The following is a 22525-nucleotide window of genomic DNA, read 5'->3' as shown; positions in this document are numbered from 1 at the left end:
CTCTTCTATCATTCATTAGTTTGAGATGAAGCAATAATATTTAGTTTAATTGTGAAATATTTCTATATTATTCGTCAAGCCATTTTACCATGGTATTATGAAGAATTCCTTCGCGCTCATAGTTCAAGACAATCTCTGACTTCCGCAGTGTATTGCGTGCCAATTCACGGACCAGGGCTTTGTGATTCGTGACAGGACGATCATCAATAGATCGAATGATATCTCCTGCTCTAAGACCTGCTGCTGCCGCTGGGCTTCCTTCAAAGCAATATAAAACCCGGTTTCCATCACTTATTCCTGTGCTTAGAATACCGAGACGGCGATGTCCGAACAGGGCTTGGCGAATATCGCTTCCCAGTTCCACCACACTTTTTAAATTAAATAACGTTCTTGTCCATGTCTCATCCATCAGATCCTTAACAAACAAATCATCCGGTTCTTGACCGAATCCACTGACTTCGACACGGACAATAACATATGGGCTAGAGCTCTGAAGGTAAAAGGTGGTGATGAGCGGATACTCTTTCCCTGAAATCTCGTAAGCATGTCTCCACTGGAGTGATTGATTCGTTGTTAGTACATGGATTTCAACCCGATTAGTAATACCTCCGTACTCCATAACAAGTTCATCTCCATGCTGTACACCGCTGTCTGCAAAGAAGGATAGGTACCCTTCTAAAGTGGACAAGTAGCCCCAGATTTCCTCTTGATCTCCCATTATATGAATCTCATTTCGGAAGCGGGTTGACGTGTTCAATCATATTCCCTCCTTATCCGCAGCCATACTTCGTTCTCTCTTCAGTCTTTGCAGCTCTTCCTTCGTCTTCGCATCGACAAAGCCTGTGAATTTCTCGTCGTAGGACAGATGAACTTCCGTTTCATAAAGCTGCCGATCTCTTGCGTACAGCACCTTGATTGGTGCCGGATTGTTATATTGCTTGGACAAAGCAACAACCAGTGCTTTATGGGTGTTGACTTCAGCTCCATTCACAGTAAGAATGACATCACCACTTCTAATTCCTGCCTTGTAAGCCGGACCTTGAGAAAAAGCTTGCATGATGTAATTACCTTTACCCGCACGTAATCCGGTTTCTTTCTCATAAATTTCCGAGTGTCCTGTATTGGTGACTCCGAGTCTTGGGTAGCCGAACAAATTCAGCCTTAAATCCAGCCCAAGTTCAAGCACACATTTCAAATTCGTGAGTGATCTTCTCCACCCGGTCTCCATACACTCCCTGAGCCATAAACCATGTCCTTCGTTCCCATATCCTTCAACTTCTACGGTAAGTATCACAAAAGGGCCTTGCTGTTCTATCAAAAAAGTAGTTTGCAAATTATACTCGACTGTATCGCCGTTAGACAGAATAGAGACATAACAATCCGATAGCTTGTACATGTGTGGAAATTGAGAAGCTATACATTCCGTTTCATTTTCGATATCCCCATAAGTAAAACGGAATTTGTCACCCGCCTGCGGATGGTCTGGATCCCCGGTGCTGCTTCCGAAATCGCTCAAATAGGCATTTGAGCCGGAAACAGTGGCAATCATCCTCCATACCGTTTCAGGTGTAGACTCCAGATGAATCACATTGACCGTATGTCTTCTGTCTTCGCTAAGCATGTTCGCTTCCCCCTCCGTTAATTTGGCATCATCATTTTTTCGAGCTGTTCATACCGTTCATTGCCGAGTATTCTGGCAACCTCTTTCACGTTTGCTGCTAAGTCATGAGTCAAGCCAGGAAAAGTGCATAAGGCTTGCAGCCATTGAAGCTTCTCGTAGTTAATGGCTTGATCAGCCCTGTTCATGGATACATGGGCCCCATGCATCTGCGGCTTGATTAGCTCATCACGCTTGGTCTGATAGGTCTTCAAAGCGTTTTCCCAAGAAGCCTGTCCAGTGAACACTTCATGGAGTGCCTTGCTCAATAGCTCCGCGCTTCCTACGGCATTATCCATTCCTGAACCGGTAACCGGATGTACATACGCTCCTGCGTCTCCTACAAGAGCCCAGCCTTGTCCATATGCTTGCTTTAAATACATGGGTCTCGCTCCAATGCCTCGAACTCGATCAGACAGCTGTGCTGCTTGCATCCGTTCATGCAGTCCGGGTATTTTTGTTATTCGTTCTAGCAGCATATCCTTTGGACTTCTCATCCAGCGTTTCATCTCCGACATAGGCGGCATTACCAATACGGTATGAAGGTCGTCATCAGTCGGGTTGCAGAAAATGATATCCTCCTCGTTCCAGAACCACTCAACTGCCGGTATAGGCAACGGTTTAACATTCCTGAAATAACCGTAATAAGCTGGCCTCATTAACGGAGAGGTCTCATACGATGCGGCATTCACCCTGCTTGCGACAAAGGAAAAATATCCGTCTGCTCCAACAATGACGTTTGCCATTAATTCTTTTTGAACGGCTCCTTTTCTGATGCTTATTCCCTGAACCTTTCCCCGATCCTGGATCAGCCCGGTAACCAAGCTCCCTTGTTCAAAGCTTACCGTAGGGTATGACATCGCTTTTTGAATGAGAATTTGGTCAAAATGGTAACGGCGAAGCCCAATAGCTCTTGGTGTCACCAGCATATCTGATTCAAAGCTGCTGGTACCCAGATGAACATGCATTCGTCGGAGCGAAGGAGCTCCAGCGGCTTCAAGCTGTTCCAGCACACCCAGCCTTTGATAGATATCAATCTCACCCGTCACATGCGTAGAAGTCGTATGACTAGGGAACGTATCGCGATCTACCATAGCGACTTTGTAACCCTTTTGAGCCAGAAAAATGGCAAGTGCTGCTCCGGCACACCTGGCCCCAACGATAACGGCATCATACATTCATTCGTCTCCCTTCAAGAAAATCTCGACAAATCAGTCCGAAGACTGATTTGTCGAGCTGTAACTTCTGTGCTGCAATGTGCCTTTAGATCAATGATTAGGTAACTTGCGTGCAGGCATAGATTGTGCCAGCGAACTTGCCATCAAGCTGATCATAGAGCGAGATTACATCCTGGGATGAAAACTCAGTAGCTTGCGGTGGAAGTCCTTTCACCATTCCAGTCATGTGAATGGGAGTTTGATTCACGAATGTACCTTCCGGTGTTTCAATATCCCAGTAAAGCCAAGTTTCGCCCGGAACATTGCTGTTAATGTTCATGCCCAGTGGAATACTCACTTCGCCCTTCAAAGCTTTGCCAGTTGATGCATTCCCTCCGCGTACATAGACTTTTTCACCTGGCCACAAAACTTCAGATGTCGCTACGAGATCAACATTTTTGATGTCAAGCTCAACGCTGATGCCGGATTTCATTGTGAATTCTGAGTCAGACACCGTAAATTCTGTAGGCTTCACTTGAGAGAAATAAAGTTTTTCGGAACGACCGTCAGCAAGCTCCAATACCGTGGTACTGTTTGAGTTAGGCAATGTCATAGATGCTTTTTTAAGAAGTTTTGTAATCATTTTTCTTACCTCCGTGGAATGGTTGTTACTTCGGCCGAAGTACAATTTTATTATCATCCAAATCGTGCTATGGCGCTCTGCTTCATCCACTCAAATGTTCGGCTTTTATTTCCAATTCCTGCATTTTGCTTTGAAAGTAATTATAGGCTTGTTCTCAACTGTGCCGGCTGCGAACACGTCAAAGAAATCGTCCTTTTTTACATCTTGAAGCTCTTGAATGTGAACCACGTATTTAATAACATCCCCCGGAAGCACAGGCATGAGAAATCGAACCTGCATGTTCGTAAGCTCTACATTATTATTTTTAGAAGAGCAGCCTGACTTCAGAAGCAAATGCAGGCTTTGTCGAATGCCCTCAATAAGCAAGACACCTGGATATATACTGTAGCTCTTAAAATGTCCTTGCAAAAAATAATCGCTTAAACTTATTAGCTTTATGGTTGATATCCGGGCTGCTTCATCTGATTGCAGCACTTTGTCAACAAGAATCCATGGTTTGGAGCCGGGCAGCAGATCTTCAGGAGACAAGGAGTGCAGCATGGATTATCCCCCTTATACAGTCGATTGAATTTTGGCTAAACTCAGTTCACCCTCAGCAACTAATCGGTCTGCTGCATATGCTCTGGCTTCAATTCTGGCTTGAGAAGTAAACAAGCGAATTGGGCTGACTTCATATATAAGTGTTTCTTGCCAGGAAACGGGTTCCGACTGACGCATAAACAAGGAACCAAGAATGGGGATCTCTCCCTCTAAGAGAGGGCCCGTCTCCAGCTGAACGAGCAGCACCGCAGATTGGGCTAGTCCTTCCAATACACATACTTCAGGAAAGAAGGGCAGCTCGTACATGTGCTTATGAACGGATTGCAGACAAATCGATGCTTCTAGTTTCTTGCCAGGCTCATAATGAATAATTTGCTCTACGAAGCGAAAAGGAGGCTGTTGGGGCAATTGAGTAATCAAACTTGCATAATCGACATGGTTCATGGCGCTAGTCTATAATTTCGATGGGTTCTTCAATGACAATAAAAAAGATAACTCCTGTATCGGTCTGGATGTCGTGAAGCTCACCAGGACCCGCAGTAAGGAAATCCCCTTGTACCATCGTTTCTCCGCCTGCCAGCATACTGCCTTCAAGCACGTAAGCATATTCTCGGCCCGGATGGTTGTGAACAGGAATGAAGCCGCCCGGGTGCAGCTTGACGATGAATGCTTCCGTTCTGCTCTTTGCCGTCTGCTCTTTCCATAGCGGCTGATATTCTGAATTGTGAAAGACTCCCTTTTTCCACTCACGCTCACTGATTTTTGATATGAAATGTTCTCGATTCATTTTCTTCCCCTCCTTGATTTATTGTTCACGATGTGGCTTTACAGCGGACAGCACCATTCGTGGACTGGATATGTTCAAGGGATCCCGTTGCAAGCTGCCATATACACAGACATCTGTAAATCCTGCTTTCTTCAGCATTGTTGTCAACTCTGGTGCGGAGTAAAGGCGGACATCAAGTGTCGTTGAGCGCATACTCCGTTCCCTGAACCACTGAATCTTTTCTACCCAGCGTCCTGTCGTCGGGTAGAAAAAACGCTCCGACCATACCGGCACACCGTTCATATCATCCCATCGCCGCGGCTGATATTGCGATACTTTATAATCTCGATTCTCTGTTTCAATGAGAAAGGTTCCACCTGGCTTGAGGGCTTGGAATACCCGCTGAATAGCGGCATGATCATCCTCTTCATCGAGATAACCGATAGCAGTTCCTATATTGAGAACCGCATCATATTCGTCACTTCCCTCCAGATTGCTCATTAATCCTTGAATGAACTCAATGTTCTCCTCAACGCCTGACTTCACGGACTCTTCTTTTGCCCGCTTCAGGGATACAGTAGAGTAATCGAAGGCTGTTACTTGGTATCCTTGCTGTGCCAGCGGTATGCTAAGTCGTCCTTGACCGCAGCCGAGATCGAGGATGGAAGAGCCCTTGTCGAGAACAAGCAAGTCAAGAATCCATTTCACTTCTGCTTTTGTTCGTTCCGGTGTCATAATGGCTTGTGACAGCAGCAAATAATCTTCTTTGAAGAAATCCTCGAGACGATCCATCATTCGTGCCGTCTCTCCTTTCGTAATGTATATTTTCATATCAGTTTCTAAACTGTCTTGCGCAGGTGTGCAACCCGATATTCCGAAGGGTTCATTCCAATGAGTCGCCGAAAGGTACGCGTGAAATGTGTCAAATCCCCGTATCCCACTGACAAGCACACGTCAGTGACGAGAGAACCGCCTTCAAGCAAGGATTTTGCGAGTTGTATTCGGCGCTCCATAGTGTACTCTTTAAACCCTTTTCCTGCGTATTTCTGAAAGATCCGGGAGCAGTAGGAAGGGCTAATGCATAAATAAGACGAGAGCACATCTAGCGCCAATTCATTGCTGCCCAGATTCTCTTCAATATACATCAGTGCTTTTCTAAAAAGCCTTGCCTGCTGCGAATCATCTGACGAATGAACAGCAGCATCCACTCTCTCCATGACTTCAAACATGCCGACAAACATAATCAAATCCGGTAATTCGCTGCTTAAGATAAGAACTACAGGGATTTGTTTCATGACTTCTTCGAGGTCCCAATGGGCCGGCAATTCACGTGCTTTGGAAATGATAAACACCATTTGATAATCATTTAGTGCTGAAGGAGTGATACTGAATTCCGGCAATGAGGACAGGATTACATCGCAGTAGGAATCCATCTTTTCTTTGAAAGCTAAGCATTCGAACTCTGAATATTCGTGAAGTACGATTAATCGTTCCATAGTTTATCCCTCCGTATGAATGAAGTTAATATAATGAGGGACTCCTGTTGAAGTAAAGATGATAAGTTCACCTCCATGCATGTGATAGCTTACTATATACAGCCTATAATCATGGTATAGGAGAACGTAGATTCAATACTCTGTTGATTTGAATGCTCTTTCGGCTTTAATTGACGATCTGTAAAAATGCAATAAAAAAAGACGCTGCTTTCATTAGAAAGCAGCGTCTCCCGAACTATCTATCTTTGATTTGTCTCTTTATTGCTGTAACCGCACCGACATGGAGCCCTTCATGAAATATAGTTCTGATAAGCACTTGCTCGATAGTGTGCATCCCCATCTCGGTAGGGGCAAACTCTTCTTCCATCCGATCCTTGTACGTTTCCTGAATGAACCTTGGCTGTTCGTTCAGCAAAGTGACCAGTTCTGACAAGGATGGAGTGTCATCTGTGAACTGAGACGGGCTGGTTCCATAACCGAACCATTCATTAAATGCCATGGATACAGGCGGATCTTCTTTGGTGAGCACTCTTAACCATAAGTACTGATCAATAATGACATGCCCCAGATTCCATCTGATATTGTTATTGAAGCCCTGGGGTACGATCTCTGCTTCTTCTTCTGAAATATCCTTCACTAGCTCCAGTAATTCTGTCCGATATGTATTCAATTGCTCAAATAAAACCTCGTGTCTTCTTTCCATTAGGTTCCCTCCTTTTTTGTCATATACCAATATTATACAAATATCTTTTAAATCCTCTATTTCTCATCACGAAAAAATAGGAGCGAAATAAATCTCGCTCCTATGAAACGGACAGGTTGATTACTCCGTTTCTGATGGTTCTTCAATCTGCATTATACGATCTCCAGGTACATTTTCAAGCATTTGTGTTCGTCCACTGGGCCATTTAATCGTGATCTTGTCCACTTTGTCATGCTTGCCAAGCCCAAAATGAATCCTTGGGTCACTCTGAGCACCATGGCTGTTGCCACCGTCTTTTTCAACCACCGTCTTGACACCGTTAACCTCGAAAGTCACTCTTGCACCAACGGCATCTCGATTGCTTGGAAATGTACCGATCAGGTCGAGTTTAATCCAATGATTCCCGTTCGTTATTTCATTTCTGTACACTTTAGTTTCCGAGCCCTGATTTGCAAATACAAGATCATTGACTCCTCTATTAAACAGATCGACTGCTGCCACGCCGCGGCTGTCCTCCGTGAATGTTATTCCGACATCCTTCGATACGTCGATGAACTTCTCACCGTTATTTAAATACAGCGGTTTGGGCTCATATCCAGACATGCTCTTGTTGTTAAATGCAGGCCAGCTGGTCGCATCCTCAACGATATAACCCGGGGTTGTCGCAAGTGTCCCCATATCAAACCAGTATTCATCCTTCTTGTCAGCGGATATAAATCCGTTGGTCACCATTAGACTCATATTTCCGCTGTTATCGGCATCAAAGAACCTTGCTCCCCATGACCATCCCGACTGCTGCACTCCCATCTCCTTGGCCCTGTCTACAAACTGGCCTTCCTCATTCTCATGCCACAGCTGATTACCTTCCAGCAAATATTTTTCCTTACTAATATTGCTGACAAAGTTGACAAGTCTGCCATCATGGAACAAGTCTGCAAAGTCAACATTCATTCCTTTGAAGGTATCATCACCTACTCCTCTCTTTTGAACCACTGATTGAAAACCTTTGCCTTCTTGATTAATCAGCAGCATGTCGGGCCCAAAATCATTGGCATTATAAATATCAGGCCACCCGTCCTGGTTCAGATCAGCAGCCCCGGAGGCCAGCGTCCAGCCGGGGTCATCAACATTCATCTGTTTGGATACATCTGTGAAGGTCTGATCACCATTGTTCATTAACAACACATTGCGTCCGCCATTACGAGCTCGTTCAAAATCATCATGCATGATCTTGGTCGATTGGAGGCTCCAAAGATCGTGCTCCTCGTTAAAATAACAGCTCAAATAAATATCCAGGTATCCATCCCGATTATAATCTAGTGAAATGGCTTTGCTGACATAGCCTTCATATCCTGTTCCCGAGGTGTCCGTAATATCTGTAAAGGTTCCGTCTCCATTATTCTTATATAAGCGGCTCTTGCCCCAAGCTCCCACAAATAAACTGGGATGACCGCTATTGTCAATATCCAGCCACAGTACGGTTTCCGAAATTCCTTCCCGATTAACGTCTGCAATCCCGGCTTCTTCCGCGGCTTCAGTGAACGTACCATCTCCATTGTTCCGATAAAGCATATTTTTGCTGCCTCGTTGGGAATTGGCATAGTATAAATCCATATACCCGTCTCCGTTGTAATCACCAACCGCTACCGCAGCGCCAGTTGCAGACATCCAGGGCATAATATTACTGAGCTTGGGATCGAATGTTTCCGTCAGATGTGTAAATTCTATGCCAGAGCTTACACTGATCTCCTCATACTGAAATCCACGATCTACCAGCGAACTTGATTCTCCCGATGTACAGCCCGCAATCATGATAATGGATAACAGTAAACCGTATTTTTTCACCTTTTTCTGCATGTCCATCCTCCTATCACATCGTAATCATTCATTAATTGTCTTGTCTTGTCTATCCATCGAATATAATGCGATTCGGGATTGTAAGAGCCGGCAAGTTCACGTGCCAAATGAACAACCTTGACGCCTTCTTCCATCTTGCTGTGCCATTCCGGGTCCATCTTACTCGTCATATCGTCCCAATACCTTCTATTCTGGAGCTTTCTTGCTTCCCATCCGAAAGCCATTCCCTGTCTGAATGATGCATGATACTTCTGAGGAATCACCCGATAAACGCCTTGAACACGCCCAGGATTGTCAAACAAGCTGTAAGCAACAGCAAGGCCGACACCGCTCATGACATCCTGACGAACCTCTTCAGGCATATTCTTCAGATTATTCAGCACGGTTGAAATTTCAAATCGGCATTGAAACCACAATGATCGACCATAACCCTGGCAACCTACTCGTAATGGGCTTGTCCCCATATGTCTCAGCTGGCTGAATAAGACTGGGTTGATGCCGTAGTCAAACAACCCTGCCTTGAATCCGACTCCATCGAAGAGCATTGGCGCATAGTACGGATCCATATTTCGAATCCAGCGCTGGTAAGAACTCATTCTGAATCGATAAACTGAATACAGCCACCAGCCTAATCCGACATAGTACTGATAGATGTGATCAGGATTGAGCCGATAAATATATCTCTCAAATGCTTGTCCACGATTGCTGAGCTGAAGCATCGATCGAGCTCCAAAACCCATACCTGCACCTTCATAGGCGAACCCGCGATAAAAATCGCTGAATTCTTTGTCAAGCACAGTTTTAATCTTGTTCATCCTAGTACCGCAATTCGATGCCAGATTGTGACCCGTCAAAAAACTTTGCAGGATCTGTGTGAATCGGCATCCGAAAGGGCTGTCGTCTCCACCGGTAAATCGTTTTAACATTTGAGGTATATTTTGCCTAATTAATCGAGCATATAGAAAAATAAACAAGAAGACCAAAACAAGGATTGAGACAACAACCATTAGACCACCGTTCAGCATTGCTTATTCCTTTCTTGTGTCGGCAATATCCACAATGTCCTGAAGATGCTGTAGAGTACCCAACTCACCTTCAGTCAACTGAACTCCGAATTCACGTTCCAGATGAACCGCAAGCTCCAATGCCATCAAGGAATCAATTCCCAGTTCTTCAAAGGTGCTGTTGAGTGCATCCGCAGACAAGGATTCCTGAGTCATTTCTTCCACAATCTCAATAATTCTGTTCCTTATATCCTCCATACTGATCACCCTCCGCCTTATATTAGTCCCCCACTTATTCCAACCACTTCTCCCGTAACGTAGGACGCATTGTCCGACAACAGATATAGAATCAGGTCTGCGACTTCGCCAGGAGTACCCATACGTTTTAAAGCAATAGAATTGGACAGTTCTTTTTTTCTCGTAGTCTGAAGCTCCTGAGTCATTAAGGTATCAATATAGCCAGGGGCTACGCAGTTGATTCTCACGCCGAGCGGTCCAAGCTCCTTGGCCAATGCCTTGCTGAAACCTATAATTCCAGCTTTGGCTGCTGAATAATTGGTCTGTCCAGACATCCCGATCTGCCCTGAGATGGAAGTAACATTCACCATAACCCCACGGTTTACCGCGAGATGTTTCAGCATAGACCTTGAGAGAAAATAAAGTGCTCGAAGATTGACCTGATACACCTGCTCCCATTCTGCTTCTGACATATTGTATAGTGAGCTGTCTGCCGTGATGCCAGCATTGCTGACAATCATATTAATTGGATAAGCCATCCGATCTGCGAGTTGTTTCGTCAACTGCTTGATCTGGGATTCCGATGAGAAATCACAGTGTAGTGCGTGTGCTGTATGCCCCTCCATTGAAAGATCTTCTACCAGTTGTTGAGCCTTCTTACCTGAATTGAAATAAGTGAAGTACACGACCGCACCGGCACGAGCCAGCTTGATGACCGTCTCTCTGCCAATACCTGTAGCTCCTCCTGTAACCAATACATGATCCCCACTGAAATTCCAAGCAATGCAACCCAAGGTATCTGCCCCTTTCTGAGTTAATTTTTTTCGAACACTCCAGCTGCAAGGAATCCTCCAAAGGCAGACACGCATTTGACCGCAGTCTTGATGCTCCGGGATTCCCATCGTGTCGTCATAGGTAAATCTATTTTGAAATGATGGCTGCTATAGTTGGCCGCTGGAGGAATCACACCTTGCTCCATGCTCTCCAGCATGCAGACAATTTCGAGGAGCGTGTTTGCACCAAGCGTATGTCCGAAATAACCTTTCAAGGCCGTCATCTGCGGAAGAGGCATATTTAAATCAGCGAATGCCCTTGCTATTTCTGCCACTTCATAAGCATCCCACATTTGCATACCTGTTCCGTGTGGAATTAGCAGATCCAGCTCCTTAAGATTGCTGTGCTGCATTGCTCTAGATATAACGCTCGAATAGGAATGGGAAGCAACATTCGGCAGTGACAGATTCCATCCATCCTGCTGAAACGCTCCTCCGAGATATGTGCCAAGCTCTCGTCCACCTGCATTTGCCTTCTCAGGACTTGTCATGACAATCGCTGCTGCCCCATCTCCGAGCACCGAACCGTCACGTTCTGAATCAAATGGTTTCAATATTTGCCGGGGTGAATGGAAGCCTTTGTCCCCGAGCCACAAATATTCGGTCGCATGTACATAATCAGCACATACAACAACCACACTTTCAGCCTGTCCCTGCTGAATGATCTGCCTGCCCAGCTCCATGGCATAGAGTCCAGAGGCACAAGCATTATTTGTAATGTAGGATACACCTTGAATACCGAGTAATTTGGCCAGATAGAATAGATAAGGGAATGTCTGCAACCGAAAAATATCTTGTTTATGCTGTTCAAAAGAAGTAAGGGGAGATACACCTTGCTGCAGCATATGATTCTGTGATTGAAGAATTTTATCAATAAATGGATTTATACCTGGATTCTCATGACCAATGACAAGTGCACTCTTGCTCAGTTCAGCTTTTGAGAGACAAGCCTCGTCAATGGCTAGAAGAGCTGCAACAAGCATAAACACAAAGTCTGGATCCTTATCCAGTCCTTCCTGCTCAATCCACCTGCGTTCAGCTCGAGCAAGCCAAGCCTTCAAATCCAATGGAGGCATTTCGTACACTGGGAAGTTGATGGTCGTACCATCATACATTTCATATCTGCGAAGATTGGGACTGTTTCTGGAAGTTTTCATTCCTTTCCAAACCTCTTCTCTTCCTATCCCCGGTGCTCCGAGCGCGCTGGCTCCGATAATAGAGACACGAGCATTCATATCCTCTCTGCCTCCTTCTTGCGTTCATCATCTTTTTTTTCCAGTTTGAGCTGCAGTATATCTCTATTCGGCAAACATCCATTGGCTTCGCATGCATCCAGACCTCCCTTATCCTGACCATACTTAATCAGTACAAGATCCATATCTTCCGACTCCGTCGTTAAAGATGCTGCTGGTCCTATCGGGGATATTTTCAGCTGTCCATGAATTGAATACGTTTGCCGTGCACTGACACCCGGCCTTTCGATCAGGAGTACTGTGATACGTTCCTCCAAGTATTGGTCTGAAGACTGAACTGATTTCAATAATAGTTCGGACTCAATCCTGTGCTCTGGCGGTATTAGGTGCACATTACATACGATCACTCGGTCATGTCTGCCTTGCTGAAGGAGCTGTAAGGCATATAATATTGCGGCCGGAACTGTGCCTGCCCCTCCAGACAATGTGGTGTTGGTACCTTTGATATTGGTGTACATGGATATATATCCGGCTAGTGAGTTGTACACCGTATTGGGAAAGATGGCCGGATTAACCCGATTGGGTCCATATTTCTCAGCATCCTTCTGTAAGGCTTCAATCGAAAATAAACTTGAGAGGTTATTGCCAACGACGAGTCCTGCCCGCTCCGGAACTCCTGATAAGGAAAGATCTGAGAGACCCGCATCATGAATTGCTTCTTGCACTGCAGCAATACAGGCCTTGGCGATATCGGGGATCCGAGGTAATTGAATTGGATTCAATAAATTAAGGCTTTCAATCGTTATATATGGTGATGAAGGTACATGGCTTCGGTTAATCTCTGTTCGCAAGCCTATGGGGGATAGCCATGCGCTGCCTTGAATAAATGCCTCCATTATGCTCCCGCCTTTCCTAGAACAATGGAAGAGTTGATACCTCCAAAGGCAAATGCATTGGAGAGGATGAAATTTGGCTGCTTGCGTAATGGACGCTTAGCGATAACACGAACGCGGCAATCTGGATCAAGCTGCTCCAAATTAAGTGTGTGAGGAAGCCAGCCGTATCTGAGCATGTTCACACTTGCAATTGCCTCTATGGCGCTTGCCGCTCCCAGTGTGTGTCCAATATGTCCTTTAATCGAACTGGTAAGTATATCTTCACCAAACAGCTCGAATAATGCCTTTGCTTCTGTTCGATCGTTAGCCGGGGTTCCTGTTCCGTGCGCACTAACATAGCCGATGTCCTCCAGTGTTAATTCAGCCATCCTCAGTGCCTCAAGCATAGAACGCATTGCACCAACCCCGGAAGGATCAGGCTGTGTAATATGGTACGCATCAGAGGTAAGACCATAACCAAGCAGGTATGCAAGTGGAGAAACTCCGCGGGCACGTGCATCACTTTCCCGTTCCAATATAAGGACACCAGCTCCTTCACCGAGAATTAATCCTGTTCGATTTACATCAAAAGGCCGGCACCAATCGCTTGACATCGCTCTTAAACTGCCGAATCCAGTGAACGCTGTCCAAGACAGAGCATCTACCCCGCCAGTAATCATACAATCAGCACGACCATATTTAAGCTCATCCATTGCTTGTGCAATCGCAAAATTCCCTGCAGCACATGCATTGGTCATCGTCCATTTTGGACCCTTCAGCTGTAAGGAATCAGCAATTTGATCCGAGATAACATGAGGACCTTGACGATATCCGTTTTTGATGATGGGGGTTGATTCGCCCATGGTTGTTCCCACACATATCCCTGTTCGAAATTGAGCTGGATTCGATAGCTTGGCTTGATACAAAGCATCTTCTGCTGCGGATAGATACATGGCAACAGCTTTTCCTAATCCTTGATTCATGCTCCCGCTATAGGGAAATACATGTTCCACCTCACACCCACGTTTGTTGGCATGCCCAGATACGTCAAAAGAAGCTATATCACGTGTACCTTGTGTCCCAGACAGCATATTATGCCAAAAATCATGAACATTACTTCCAATAGCTGTTACAATTCCCATACCTGTGATTACAATCGGCTCCATAATCTCACCTCTTCCACAATTTACTGATATCTGAAATGGCAGGATCCGGGCGCTGGAAGCCATCAATTCCCCGATCACGTTTCACAATTTCATATGCCTCCGTCTCATCTGCTTCTGCTCTTTCAGACAAAGCTTGGTCATCCGGATATTTCTCAAAGCCTTGTTTCCAGGCAGTCATTCCTTCCGAGACATCTCCCGCTTTAACCAGTGCATCACCAAAGGCAGTATAAATATCTGGCCAGAAGGCAAAATCGATAGAAGGGTCCATTTGTTCAACGGCTATACAAAAAGCGAAGTCCTGAACTGCTTTATCCGCTCGTTGCAGACCCTGGGGCCAATAAAGATTGTTAAGTCCACGAGCATAGTGAGCAGGGACATTGTAAGGGTCCTCACTCAGCAGTTCATCCAGCAGATGTATGGATTGTGCAGATTTCTGACCCAGTGCGGCAGTGCCTAAATCAAGATCCTGAAGCGTATCAACATAGGCTAGAGCTTGCTGCAGTACTATATCAGGTGTTAACTCAACTTGATTCATTAGATCAATAAACTGTTCTGGCTGTGATTCGCGGGACATCCTGAGCCTTAGCTCTGTAGAATATACAAGGTTGTCCGGAGATTGCTTTATCAAATCCAGTAACTCGCGGTTGGTCAGCTCCGAGTTCACAGGTGGAGTCTCCTTCTCCAGCTTGAAATCGAGTTTGTAATCTTGAATGGACAAACCGGAATCCAGCTTCGGCAAGTCATATGGTTTAATCCATTGCTGATACGAAACTGCACCAATTACCGCAAAGACGACTACTGTACAACAGGAAACAATTAAAGTTCTTTTCCATCGATTTTTCATGAAGCACCCCCCCATTCCGTAATGCAATCACTCCCTCTCCATTTCTGCCTGAAGATCGAAGGGTTAACACCAACGATTCGCTTGAAAATTTTAGAGAAGTGAGTCAAGTCGTTATAACCAATTGCATAGCACACATCAGTAACGGAATGACCGCTTTTTAGCAGTTTCTTCGCTTTTTCAATTCTTTTGCGAATGATGTATTCCTTGAAACCCATACCAACGTGCTTCTGGAACATTCTTGAATAGTAGTGTCTGCTAACAAAGATCTGTGAAGCGGCCTTCTCAAGCGATAAATCCTGGTCGCATAGATGGCTCTGAATGTAAGCCAGAGATTTACAGAACATCGTGCTGCCTTCCTCTAGTGTGTTATTCTCGACTTCCATCGTATCAATGATGGAGAGCAGGAAATCAGCTGGAACCATCCCGCCCGTCAGGATTAACGTAGGAGCAAGGCTTAGGAATTGTTGAAGATCCCAGGAAGAAGGGAATGATCCCTGCGCGGTGTAAACGACATGATATTGATAGCTGTTAGACTCAGCTGCTTGCATCGCATCATGAAAATCAGTAGTCAGATGTATCACTGCCTTTTTTGACATTGATCTGATCTCTTCAGCCTCTTCCTCTTCGTGCTGGCATAAAATAACGAGTACATTCATGTAAATCTCCTTTCTTCGCTTGAATTATGTTAACAGAGCCTTAATAATCCGCCTGTTTACATGCTACCAATGAACTAAAAATACTTCTTATGTAAAAATTGTTTATTCTTAGTGTTTTTTCACTTTATTGCTACTGGTGCTAAACCTCTAATTTTTTCTGCTGAAAACAACGTCTTATAACATCCTAGCAAACAATAATTTGACGAAACAGCTGTAAATCGGATCATAATTAGGGTTAAATTGTCTTTAATTGAAAAATAAACAAGCCTGTTCCATTTTCAGAAGAGGCTTGTCAAAAAATCATATTATATATAAGTTAAAATGCTTTACTGTGTTATATTACTTTCTTTTCTTGATATCCAATAACGATAAGGAATTATAAAAAGTAGACTAATAGTAAACAGTGCATAAAATTGAGGATTAGGAATTCGTTGTATCCTATAGACTGCGTCCATCAATGCAACAAGGAAAGCAAACAGGATCCTTGCTTTACGGGTAGTAGGAGTGGATTTAGGATCTGTCATCATAAAAAAAGCGAACAACTGAAGTCCTGCTCCCATCAGAGGACCTAATGCGGCAAACAGTGGAGCACCGTATAGTAGATGTCTTAAGAACGCAAAAATTGTGAAGCTTCCTATAAAGGTGAGCACCGAATCCAGCCTGTTCGCAACGTAACATACGAGAATCCCCAAGATCAGAATTAACAGCATAATTTCAATCCCGTTCGTCCATTGCTTCGGTGTGCTGACTGCATATTGAGGAAGCAGCACGAGCACGAGCACCATGGAAGCATTGTTCGGGTTGAATATGTGTCCTCCTTTAAATCGCAGTACATATTTGAGAGAAATGGACATTACTGCTGTGACGGCATAGATCCATAACACATTGGAGCTTAATAGCAGGCTTACTCCGATACCTGTAATCAAACCGCTTAATGGAAACGACCATGTTCCTGTCCTCCAACGAGATAAGACAAGCTCGGTAAGCATTGTACAGGAAATGGATATGAATACAGCCTCCCATCGTTGAAAAAAACCTAGGTACACCTGACCAAGTATAGCGAACAATGATAGAAACACAAGGATGAAATATCTTGGATCCAGCTTATAGTCGTCCCAATGTACAATTGGACGCAGTTTAGTACGAACTTCATTTCTCATGTGCAGCCTCCTAGATACTTTTTATTACTTATTATTGCGATACTCAACGAGATTTTGCTCGTGGGATCTGTGGAAGTATTCGGTTTATTCTGCTTGTCTACTATTATTCATCACCTTCCAGATTCGAAGAGGGAGACCTATAAGTAAGGTAACTAGAAAAGAAGCGTAGAACAATGAGTGATTCACCTCAGCGACTCTCAGAATGGCATCACTCAGGGCAATGGCGAAACCAAACCATATCCGCTGGTTCCTGCCAGACGGAGTTGTCTTGGGATCAGTGATCATGAAAAAGGTAAATAACTGAAATGCTGCTCCAAGCATTGGACCAAACGCGTAATAGAAAGGCTCTCCGAGACCCCAGTGTCTAATCCCGGCAAACAGAGCATACCCTGATGCAAATGCAAGAACGGTATCCATACGCCCTGCTTTGTATGCGGCCAGGAAGCCAAAAAACAGGATGATAAACATGATCTCCCATCCGTTCGTCCATTGCTTCGGTGTGCTGACAGCATATTGAGGAAGGAAAAACAGCATAATGACCATGGCCACATTATTGGGATTAAATATATGATTCCGATCTATTCGTAGAGCATGCTTAATCCCAATAGCAAGTACAGAAGTGAGGATATAAGGCCATGTCAAATGGGAACTTAACAGAAGTCCTATGCCTAACCCCGTAATTAATGCGCTGAGCGGGGATTTCCATGTCTTGTATCTAAAGCCTACAATTATTAACTCCAGCACAACGGCCGTTACAACCGAAGCCAGAACATCGGTCCAATCTTGAAAAAAGCCCAATAACAACTGACCTGCCATAGTAAAACTCAATAAAAACAGAAGTATGAAATACCGAGGGTCATTTAATATTTTCATTCCATTACCGCCCCTTTGCCATATAAGATTGCTTATAAGAATAGCTTCTGGGTCGGTTCAATTCCTCTGATAATATTGCTGAGTATCTATTGTAAGATTGTTAATTTCAAGGGCTGGCAATACTAAATTCATTCAAAAGAATATTGTCCCACCTATCGTATGTTCCCACTGAACTCCAAATAAGGTAAACTGGAATACTAAGAAATCTAGATATTTCCTTATAGAGAAAAAAGTAATGGATAGCAGCATAAAGGAGTGAAATCGAATGTCCAATAAACAATTAGACACCCTGCGGCAGTCATTGCCGAGCTGGGTGGAAGCCAGCATCCCCTGCTCTGCGAGCGGGAAGGTTGCCTCTTATATTCCCGAGCTCTCCAAAGCTCCACACGATGCACTTGGCATAACCATCATTGCACCTGACGGAGAGCTCATATCTGCAGGAGATTGTTCCCAGGTGTTTACCCTGCAGAGCATCTCAAAGGTGTTTACACTCATTCTCGCACTGATGGACAACGGCGAGGAAGAAGTGTTCAAACGAGTTGGCATGGAGCCAACGGGAGATAATTTCAATTCCATGCTTAAGCTTGAGCTTGTGCGTCCGGGAATTCCCTTCAATCCGTTTATCAATGCAGGTGCCATCACCATTACTTCCTTGATTCATGGCAGGAGCATGGAGGAGAAATCGCAGAGGATATTAGATCTATTCCATCTTCTTACGTCACAAAAGGAACTTGCATATGACATCGATGTGTTCAATTCCGAGTTGGAAAGCGGCGATCTAAATCGATCGATTGCATACTTTCTGAAGGGTAATCAAGTGCTAATTGGAGACGTGGATGAGGTACTAGACATTTACTTCAAGCATTGCTCCATCCTCGTTCAGTGTGCAGACTTGGCGCGAATGGGATTGATCCTCGCCTTTGATGGCGTGGATCCCCTTACGGGGAACAGGCTGCTTCCCAAGAGGTACGTGCAGATTGCGAAGACATTTATGACTACGTGTGGAATGTACAATGCGTCCGGTGAATTTGCGATTGATGTCGGTTTGCCTGCCAAAAGCGGTGTATCCGGAGGGATCTTGTCACTTGTTCCCGGATCATACGGTATAGGCGTTATTGGTCCTTCACTGAACGATAAGGGGAACAGCCAAGCGGGTGTTCATTTGCTTGAGACGGTATCGAAGCAGATGAACTGGAGCATGTTCTAGACGGAAAGAGCATTCTAAATCTTGCAGCTTGTGGGATATGATCACGACAATAAGAGAAGCAATACATCGGACAGCGTTAACGATGATATTGCTTCTCTTTGTTTAATTTACATTTGTTTTTCTAGCTTTAGCATATCAATAGATTTTAATCAAATGGACATACCAAATAAACACTTAAAATGCTTATTTCGCTTGCTTCATATTGATTTTTACTCTTTTCCAGTCATAACAAAGTCTGCGAACATCAAACTTCTGCTATGCCGAACTTCTTCGCCTATCCTCTTCGTATGAATTACCACGAATCATGTTATGTTATTTAACCGATTTGTTAAGTCTGTGAGCCGCGTGCAGTGTAGGGCCTACAAAACGATTCAGCGGAAAACCACCTGCAATTGCTTTGGTAATGAAGGACTTCCCTTCACGAACCGCATCTTTTACAGACAAGCCTTTGGCAATACCAGCCGTAACCGCCGCAGAAGTTGTACATCCCGCACCATGAGTATAGTTTGTTTGTACGATATCGGCTTCCTGCCATTCAAAGGTCTTGCCATCGTATAACAGATCTACTGCTCGTCCAGGTTCAATGACACCCCGGTCTTTGATGAGGACATTCTTTGCTCCATGCTCATGAATAATGGCAGCAGCCTGCTGCATCTGTTCACGAGAACGGATCGGACCTGTCTTTGCGAGCTGGGATGCTTCAAATAAGTTTGGTGTTACAAGATCTGCTCCAGGAATAAGATACTTCAGCATAGCCTCCGTATTTTCCGGTTGAAGTACTTCGTCAGTACCTTTGCACACCATTACGGGGTCGATAACGATTCCTTTATGATGGGAACGCTTCAATTCAGAAGCGACGAGTTCGATAATTTCCACTGAGCCCAGCATGCCTGTCTTCATGGCGTCAAAACCGATACCGTCAAGCACGGTACGAAGCTGTGCCTCAACGATGCTAAGGTCAACAGGATAGACAAGGTGATCCCACGTATCAGGCTTCATAGCCACAACGGTCGTGAGAACCGTCATACCGTATACGCCGAGCTCCTGGAAGGTTTTGAGATCCGCTTGAATGCCCGCTCCTCCGCTTGTATCTGAGCCAGCAATTGTTAATGTTTTTGGAATAGTCATGATGGTGTTCTCCTTTACAATATACAGTTGGAATCATCCTACTGCGAATTCTATGGCTTGTCAAACGAGTTTAAAAGTTGAGAAAATGAAATTTGCCTCTTCTTCATCCCTTCAATTTGTTATATACATTATGATTTAGCAATAGGAGGGATATTGATGAGATTGAAATTATGGAAGAAGCAGATGACGTTTATGCGAAGGTAACTCAGTGATTTATATGGAAAATGTCAAGTTGGACGAGAAATGGTTATTTACAGGTCACCTTACCAATTAAAAAAGAAGAGGAGCGAACTACTCCTCTTCCTTCCTGTTGATGCGATTTACAATGCTTCACCATTGCGATTGGTATGAACCAATGCTTTTTGCTGCCAAGCCTTGCTCTTCCAGCGAATAAACAGCAGAATGCCTCTCAACCATTCATCCGCGATAAACGCAGCCCAAATCCCATATAATCCATAACCCAAATGGATACCTAATATATAGGTTAGTGGGACACTGAAACACCAGGTGACTAGAATCGACACCAGCATGGCTGCTTTGGCATCTCCTGTTGCCTGCAGAGCTCGCTCCAATATAACATTGAAATTACGGCCAGGCTCCAACAGATAACTAAGCAGTAACAGCGAAGCTCCCATCGTAATAATATCTGGATCTGCTGTGAACAGCTGGATCAGCGGTTCGCGAAATAAGACGAGGATAAATACTGCGCCTAAGGTGATGAACTGACTTCGGATCAAATTACGAAGTACAGTGCTATAAGTGGCTTCATACTTTCCTGCTCCAACGAGCTGACCCACGATGATCTGACATCCTCTGCCCAGCGAAACGGCCAGAATCATCACAAAAAACATAATATTTTGTGTGTAAATCTTCGTTGTCAGCGCACTTGCACCAAGCAATGAAATAAAGGCTGTCGTCACAAATTGATTGGTAGAATAACTCAACGATACTGCAGAAGATGGGACTCCCACACGCAGCACCTTCTCAATATGATCTCTGCGCCATTGCAACAGATCACTCCACTGTATACGAACTTCCGCCGTTCTCCTCAGCAGGATTAAATTAATGATAAGACCGGCACATTGAGCGATTATAGTGCTTATTGCTACTCCGACAATTCCCAGCTTGGGAAAGCCGAATGGTCCAAAGATAACCAGATAATTACCGCATATATTAAGAACATTCATGAAGATCGTTACAACCATGGTTTGGCGGGTTAATCCATGGGACTGTATCATGGCTGTCGCTGCACTCAGAAGGGCCTGTATAACCAGTCCTGCTCCAGCAATCATTAAATAGTATTGTGCTTGCTCGAACAAGACCGGATCCAGATAAAACAACCGGAGTAACGGACCACTGAACGCAATAACAGCGAGGCTGACGATAATTCCAAATAGAAAATTGAGCGCAAGCGAAGATCCTGCGAGTCTGCCGATCTCTGACTTTTTGCCAGCTCCCAAGTACTGCGAGATAACTACAGCGGAGCCGAGTGCTACAAAATTAAACATCAGCACAGCAAACATGATGATCTGATTCGCCACTCCAACGGCTGCTACTGCATCATCAGATACTCTGCTCAGCATGAAGGTATCTGAAGTACGGAGCAGCATCTGCAGAGCCGATTCGATAAAGATCGGCCAGGTAATGGCAAACAGAGTGAGCCCGCCTGCAGGCAGGACGCTATTCTCGTTAGACTTCATATGCTCTCTTTATTTTCTCAATCCCCAGCTTAGCTGTTTCAAGAGCTGTTAATGCTCCATATTCTGTCTTAAATAGCTCTAGCGACAAGTACCCCTTGTAACCGGCCTTGCTTAACAGAGCTGCGAGCTCTCGGGATGGAGCAATCCCGTCACCTGGGAACACACGGTCTGCATCCTGGATCTGTTCCTTTGAAGGTTCTCCAGGATAGTCGTTCACATGAACAATGCCAATCTGTTCGCCGGACCAGTCTGTAAGATCACTTATTTCACTGCCTCCTGTATACATATGGAACGGATCCAATAAGATTTTAGCTTCATGGACTCCACTCCCTTTCACTACATACTGGGCATCTCTAACACAATTGAGTCGCTGGGACTTACCCCAGAACTCCAGATAAGGCTCGACACCGATTCCCCGTGCAAGCTCTGCAAGTGTTGCAAAAGAAGTGGCAAAATCATTAAGAGACACATTACTCACATTGCCAAAAGGGGGCGCAGCTGCTGCAGTACAGCCAAGCTCTGCAAGGATATGCAGTTCTTTTTCCGCAAGTTCAAATCCGCGCCTCCGCTCATCTGGATTCGTATCCGCCCAGCTCCAGAAAGCAATGGCATTCGCAAATTCTAGACCGTTCTCATCAATATAGCCCCGAAGTTCGGATAAATTCCCACCTGATTCAAGATAGGCATCAATATCTTTAACCCACAGCTCAATCCCTTGGTAACCGGCTTCAGCTGCGATCCGAATCTGTTCCTTTACACCCAGCCGATACGGCAGGAGCGTGGATGTATTCAAGCATAGTTTAAAAGGCAACAACAAAATCTCCTTCTTT

At 44.7% G+C, this 22525-nt stretch carries 25 protein-coding genes; 1 reads left to right on the top strand and 24 read right to left on the bottom strand.

Translation table 11 applies throughout. From position 1 onward, the window contains the following. Positions 1 to 67: 67 nt before the first annotated feature. The 21 genes from BM415_RS07620 to BM415_RS07520 form a co-directional block, all read right to left on the bottom strand. On the bottom strand, positions 68 to 757 hold the full coding sequence (locus BM415_RS07620) for a PDZ domain-containing protein (RefSeq protein WP_091156457.1): 690 nt from the start codon (positions 755 to 757) through the stop codon (positions 68 to 70). Next, positions 758 to 1621 carry a PDZ domain-containing protein gene (locus BM415_RS07615; RefSeq protein ID WP_091156454.1) on the bottom strand — a complete coding sequence of 288 codons (864 nt, stop codon included), beginning with the start codon at positions 1619 to 1621 and terminating at the stop codon, positions 758 to 760. Between the two features lie 17 nt (positions 1622 to 1638). Continuing rightward, the gene (locus BM415_RS07610; RefSeq protein ID WP_091156453.1) at positions 1639 to 2835 is read right to left on the bottom strand and encodes an NAD(P)/FAD-dependent oxidoreductase; all 1197 of its coding nucleotides are present in this window, start codon (positions 2833 to 2835) and stop codon (positions 1639 to 1641) included. Positions 2836 to 2932: 97 nt separating this feature from the next. Further along, positions 2933 to 3457 carry a hypothetical protein gene (locus BM415_RS07605; RefSeq protein ID WP_091156450.1) on the bottom strand — a complete coding sequence of 175 codons (525 nt, stop codon included), beginning with the start codon at positions 3455 to 3457 and terminating at the stop codon, positions 2933 to 2935. Positions 3458 to 3562: 105 nt separating this feature from the next. After that, entirely contained in the window at positions 3563 to 3997 is a 435-nt protein-coding gene (locus tag BM415_RS07600) for a 3-hydroxyacyl-ACP dehydratase FabZ family protein (RefSeq protein WP_091156449.1), read from the bottom strand. A 12-nt stretch (positions 3998 to 4009) separates the two neighbouring features. Next, positions 4010 to 4441: a 3-hydroxyacyl-ACP dehydratase FabZ family protein gene (locus BM415_RS07595; RefSeq protein WP_091156446.1), complete on the bottom strand. Its 432-nt coding sequence runs from the start codon at positions 4439 to 4441 to the stop codon at positions 4010 to 4012. A gap of 4 nt (positions 4442 to 4445) precedes the next feature. Further along, complete coding sequence (locus BM415_RS07590; protein WP_091156444.1) at positions 4446 to 4784, bottom strand: cupin domain-containing protein; 339 nt, start codon at positions 4782 to 4784, stop codon at positions 4446 to 4448. A gap of 18 nt (positions 4785 to 4802) precedes the next feature. Then, positions 4803 to 5558, bottom strand: coding sequence for a class I SAM-dependent methyltransferase (locus BM415_RS07585; protein WP_170862396.1), 756 nt, complete (start codon positions 5556 to 5558; stop codon positions 4803 to 4805). 44 nt (positions 5559 to 5602) lie between these two features. Continuing rightward, positions 5603 to 6259: a helix-turn-helix transcriptional regulator gene (locus BM415_RS07580; protein WP_091156439.1), complete on the bottom strand. Its 657-nt coding sequence runs from the start codon at positions 6257 to 6259 to the stop codon at positions 5603 to 5605. A gap of 235 nt (positions 6260 to 6494) precedes the next feature. Next, positions 6495 to 6962 carry a DinB family protein gene (locus BM415_RS07575; RefSeq protein ID WP_091156437.1) on the bottom strand — a complete coding sequence of 156 codons (468 nt, stop codon included), beginning with the start codon at positions 6960 to 6962 and terminating at the stop codon, positions 6495 to 6497. Between the two features lie 120 nt (positions 6963 to 7082). Next, positions 7083 to 8819, bottom strand: coding sequence for a CRTAC1 family protein (locus BM415_RS07570; protein WP_091156435.1), 1737 nt, complete (start codon positions 8817 to 8819; stop codon positions 7083 to 7085). Further along, the gene (locus BM415_RS07565; protein ID WP_170862395.1) at positions 8804 to 9745 is read right to left on the bottom strand and encodes a DUF1702 family protein; all 942 of its coding nucleotides are present in this window, start codon (positions 9743 to 9745) and stop codon (positions 8804 to 8806) included. Before BM415_RS07565 ends, BM415_RS07570 begins: the two co-directional genes overlap by 16 nt. Before the next feature lie 102 nt (positions 9746 to 9847). Continuing rightward, positions 9848 to 10081, bottom strand: coding sequence for an acyl carrier protein (locus tag BM415_RS07560; RefSeq protein ID WP_091156431.1), 234 nt, complete (start codon positions 10079 to 10081; stop codon positions 9848 to 9850). 17 nt (positions 10082 to 10098) lie between these two features. Next, positions 10099 to 10854, bottom strand: coding sequence for an SDR family NAD(P)-dependent oxidoreductase (locus tag BM415_RS07555; protein ID WP_170862394.1), 756 nt, complete (start codon positions 10852 to 10854; stop codon positions 10099 to 10101). 20 nt (positions 10855 to 10874) lie between these two features. After that, positions 10875 to 12128 (bottom strand): beta-ketoacyl synthase N-terminal-like domain-containing protein, encoded by a 1254-nt coding sequence (locus BM415_RS07550; protein ID WP_091156426.1) that lies wholly within the window; start codon positions 12126 to 12128, stop codon positions 10875 to 10877. Then, a complete protein-coding gene (locus tag BM415_RS07545; RefSeq protein ID WP_091156424.1) occupies positions 12125 to 12982 on the bottom strand; it encodes a beta-ketoacyl synthase N-terminal-like domain-containing protein in 858 nt (285 codons plus the stop codon). The genes BM415_RS07550 and BM415_RS07545 overlap by 4 nt, the downstream gene beginning before the upstream one ends. Then, positions 12982 to 14127 (bottom strand): beta-ketoacyl-[acyl-carrier-protein] synthase family protein, encoded by a 1146-nt coding sequence (locus BM415_RS07540; protein WP_091156422.1) that lies wholly within the window; start codon positions 14125 to 14127, stop codon positions 12982 to 12984. The genes BM415_RS07545 and BM415_RS07540 overlap by 1 nt, the downstream gene beginning before the upstream one ends. Positions 14128 to 14131: 4 nt before the next feature. Continuing rightward, entirely contained in the window at positions 14132 to 14971 is an 840-nt protein-coding gene (locus BM415_RS07535; RefSeq protein WP_091156420.1) for a tetratricopeptide repeat protein, read from the bottom strand. Next, positions 14968 to 15627 (bottom strand): helix-turn-helix transcriptional regulator, encoded by a 660-nt coding sequence (locus BM415_RS07530; protein WP_091156418.1) that lies wholly within the window; start codon positions 15625 to 15627, stop codon positions 14968 to 14970. Before BM415_RS07530 ends, BM415_RS07535 begins: the two co-directional genes overlap by 4 nt. Positions 15628 to 15953: 326 nt before the next feature. Further along, complete coding sequence (locus BM415_RS07525; protein WP_091156416.1) at positions 15954 to 16787, bottom strand: RnfABCDGE type electron transport complex subunit D; 834 nt, start codon at positions 16785 to 16787, stop codon at positions 15954 to 15956. A gap of 84 nt (positions 16788 to 16871) precedes the next feature. Further along, complete coding sequence (locus BM415_RS07520) at positions 16872 to 17660, bottom strand: RnfABCDGE type electron transport complex subunit D (protein WP_280142848.1); 789 nt, start codon at positions 17658 to 17660, stop codon at positions 16872 to 16874. A gap of 265 nt (positions 17661 to 17925) precedes the next feature. Between BM415_RS07520 and glsA the strand changes: the two genes are divergently transcribed. Continuing rightward, positions 17926 to 18867, top strand: a complete 942-nt coding sequence (glsA, locus tag BM415_RS07515) for a glutaminase A (RefSeq protein WP_091156413.1) — start codon at positions 17926 to 17928, stop codon at positions 18865 to 18867. A gap of 312 nt (positions 18868 to 19179) precedes the next feature. Here the strand turns inward: glsA and thiD are convergent, their stop codons facing one another. From thiD to BM415_RS07500, 3 genes are all read right to left on the bottom strand, one after another. Further along, the gene (thiD, locus tag BM415_RS07510) at positions 19180 to 19995 is read right to left on the bottom strand and encodes a bifunctional hydroxymethylpyrimidine kinase/phosphomethylpyrimidine kinase (RefSeq protein ID WP_091156412.1); all 816 of its coding nucleotides are present in this window, start codon (positions 19993 to 19995) and stop codon (positions 19180 to 19182) included. Between the two features lie 320 nt (positions 19996 to 20315). Then, positions 20316 to 21695, bottom strand: a complete 1380-nt coding sequence (locus BM415_RS07505) for an MATE family efflux transporter (RefSeq protein ID WP_091156409.1) — start codon at positions 21693 to 21695, stop codon at positions 20316 to 20318. Beyond that, on the bottom strand, positions 21685 to 22506 hold the full coding sequence (locus tag BM415_RS07500; protein ID WP_170862393.1) for a sugar phosphate isomerase/epimerase family protein: 822 nt from the start codon (positions 22504 to 22506) through the stop codon (positions 21685 to 21687). The genes BM415_RS07505 and BM415_RS07500 overlap by 11 nt, the downstream gene beginning before the upstream one ends. Positions 22507 to 22525: the final 19 nt, after the last annotated feature.

The organism is Paenibacillus sp. 453mf, from assembly GCF_900116105.1.
Classification (GTDB): domain Bacteria; phylum Bacillota; class Bacilli; order Paenibacillales; family Paenibacillaceae; genus Paenibacillus; species Paenibacillus provencensis.
Note: the sequence above shows the minus strand (reverse complement) of the source record. Positions and strands in the feature narration are given on the sequence as shown.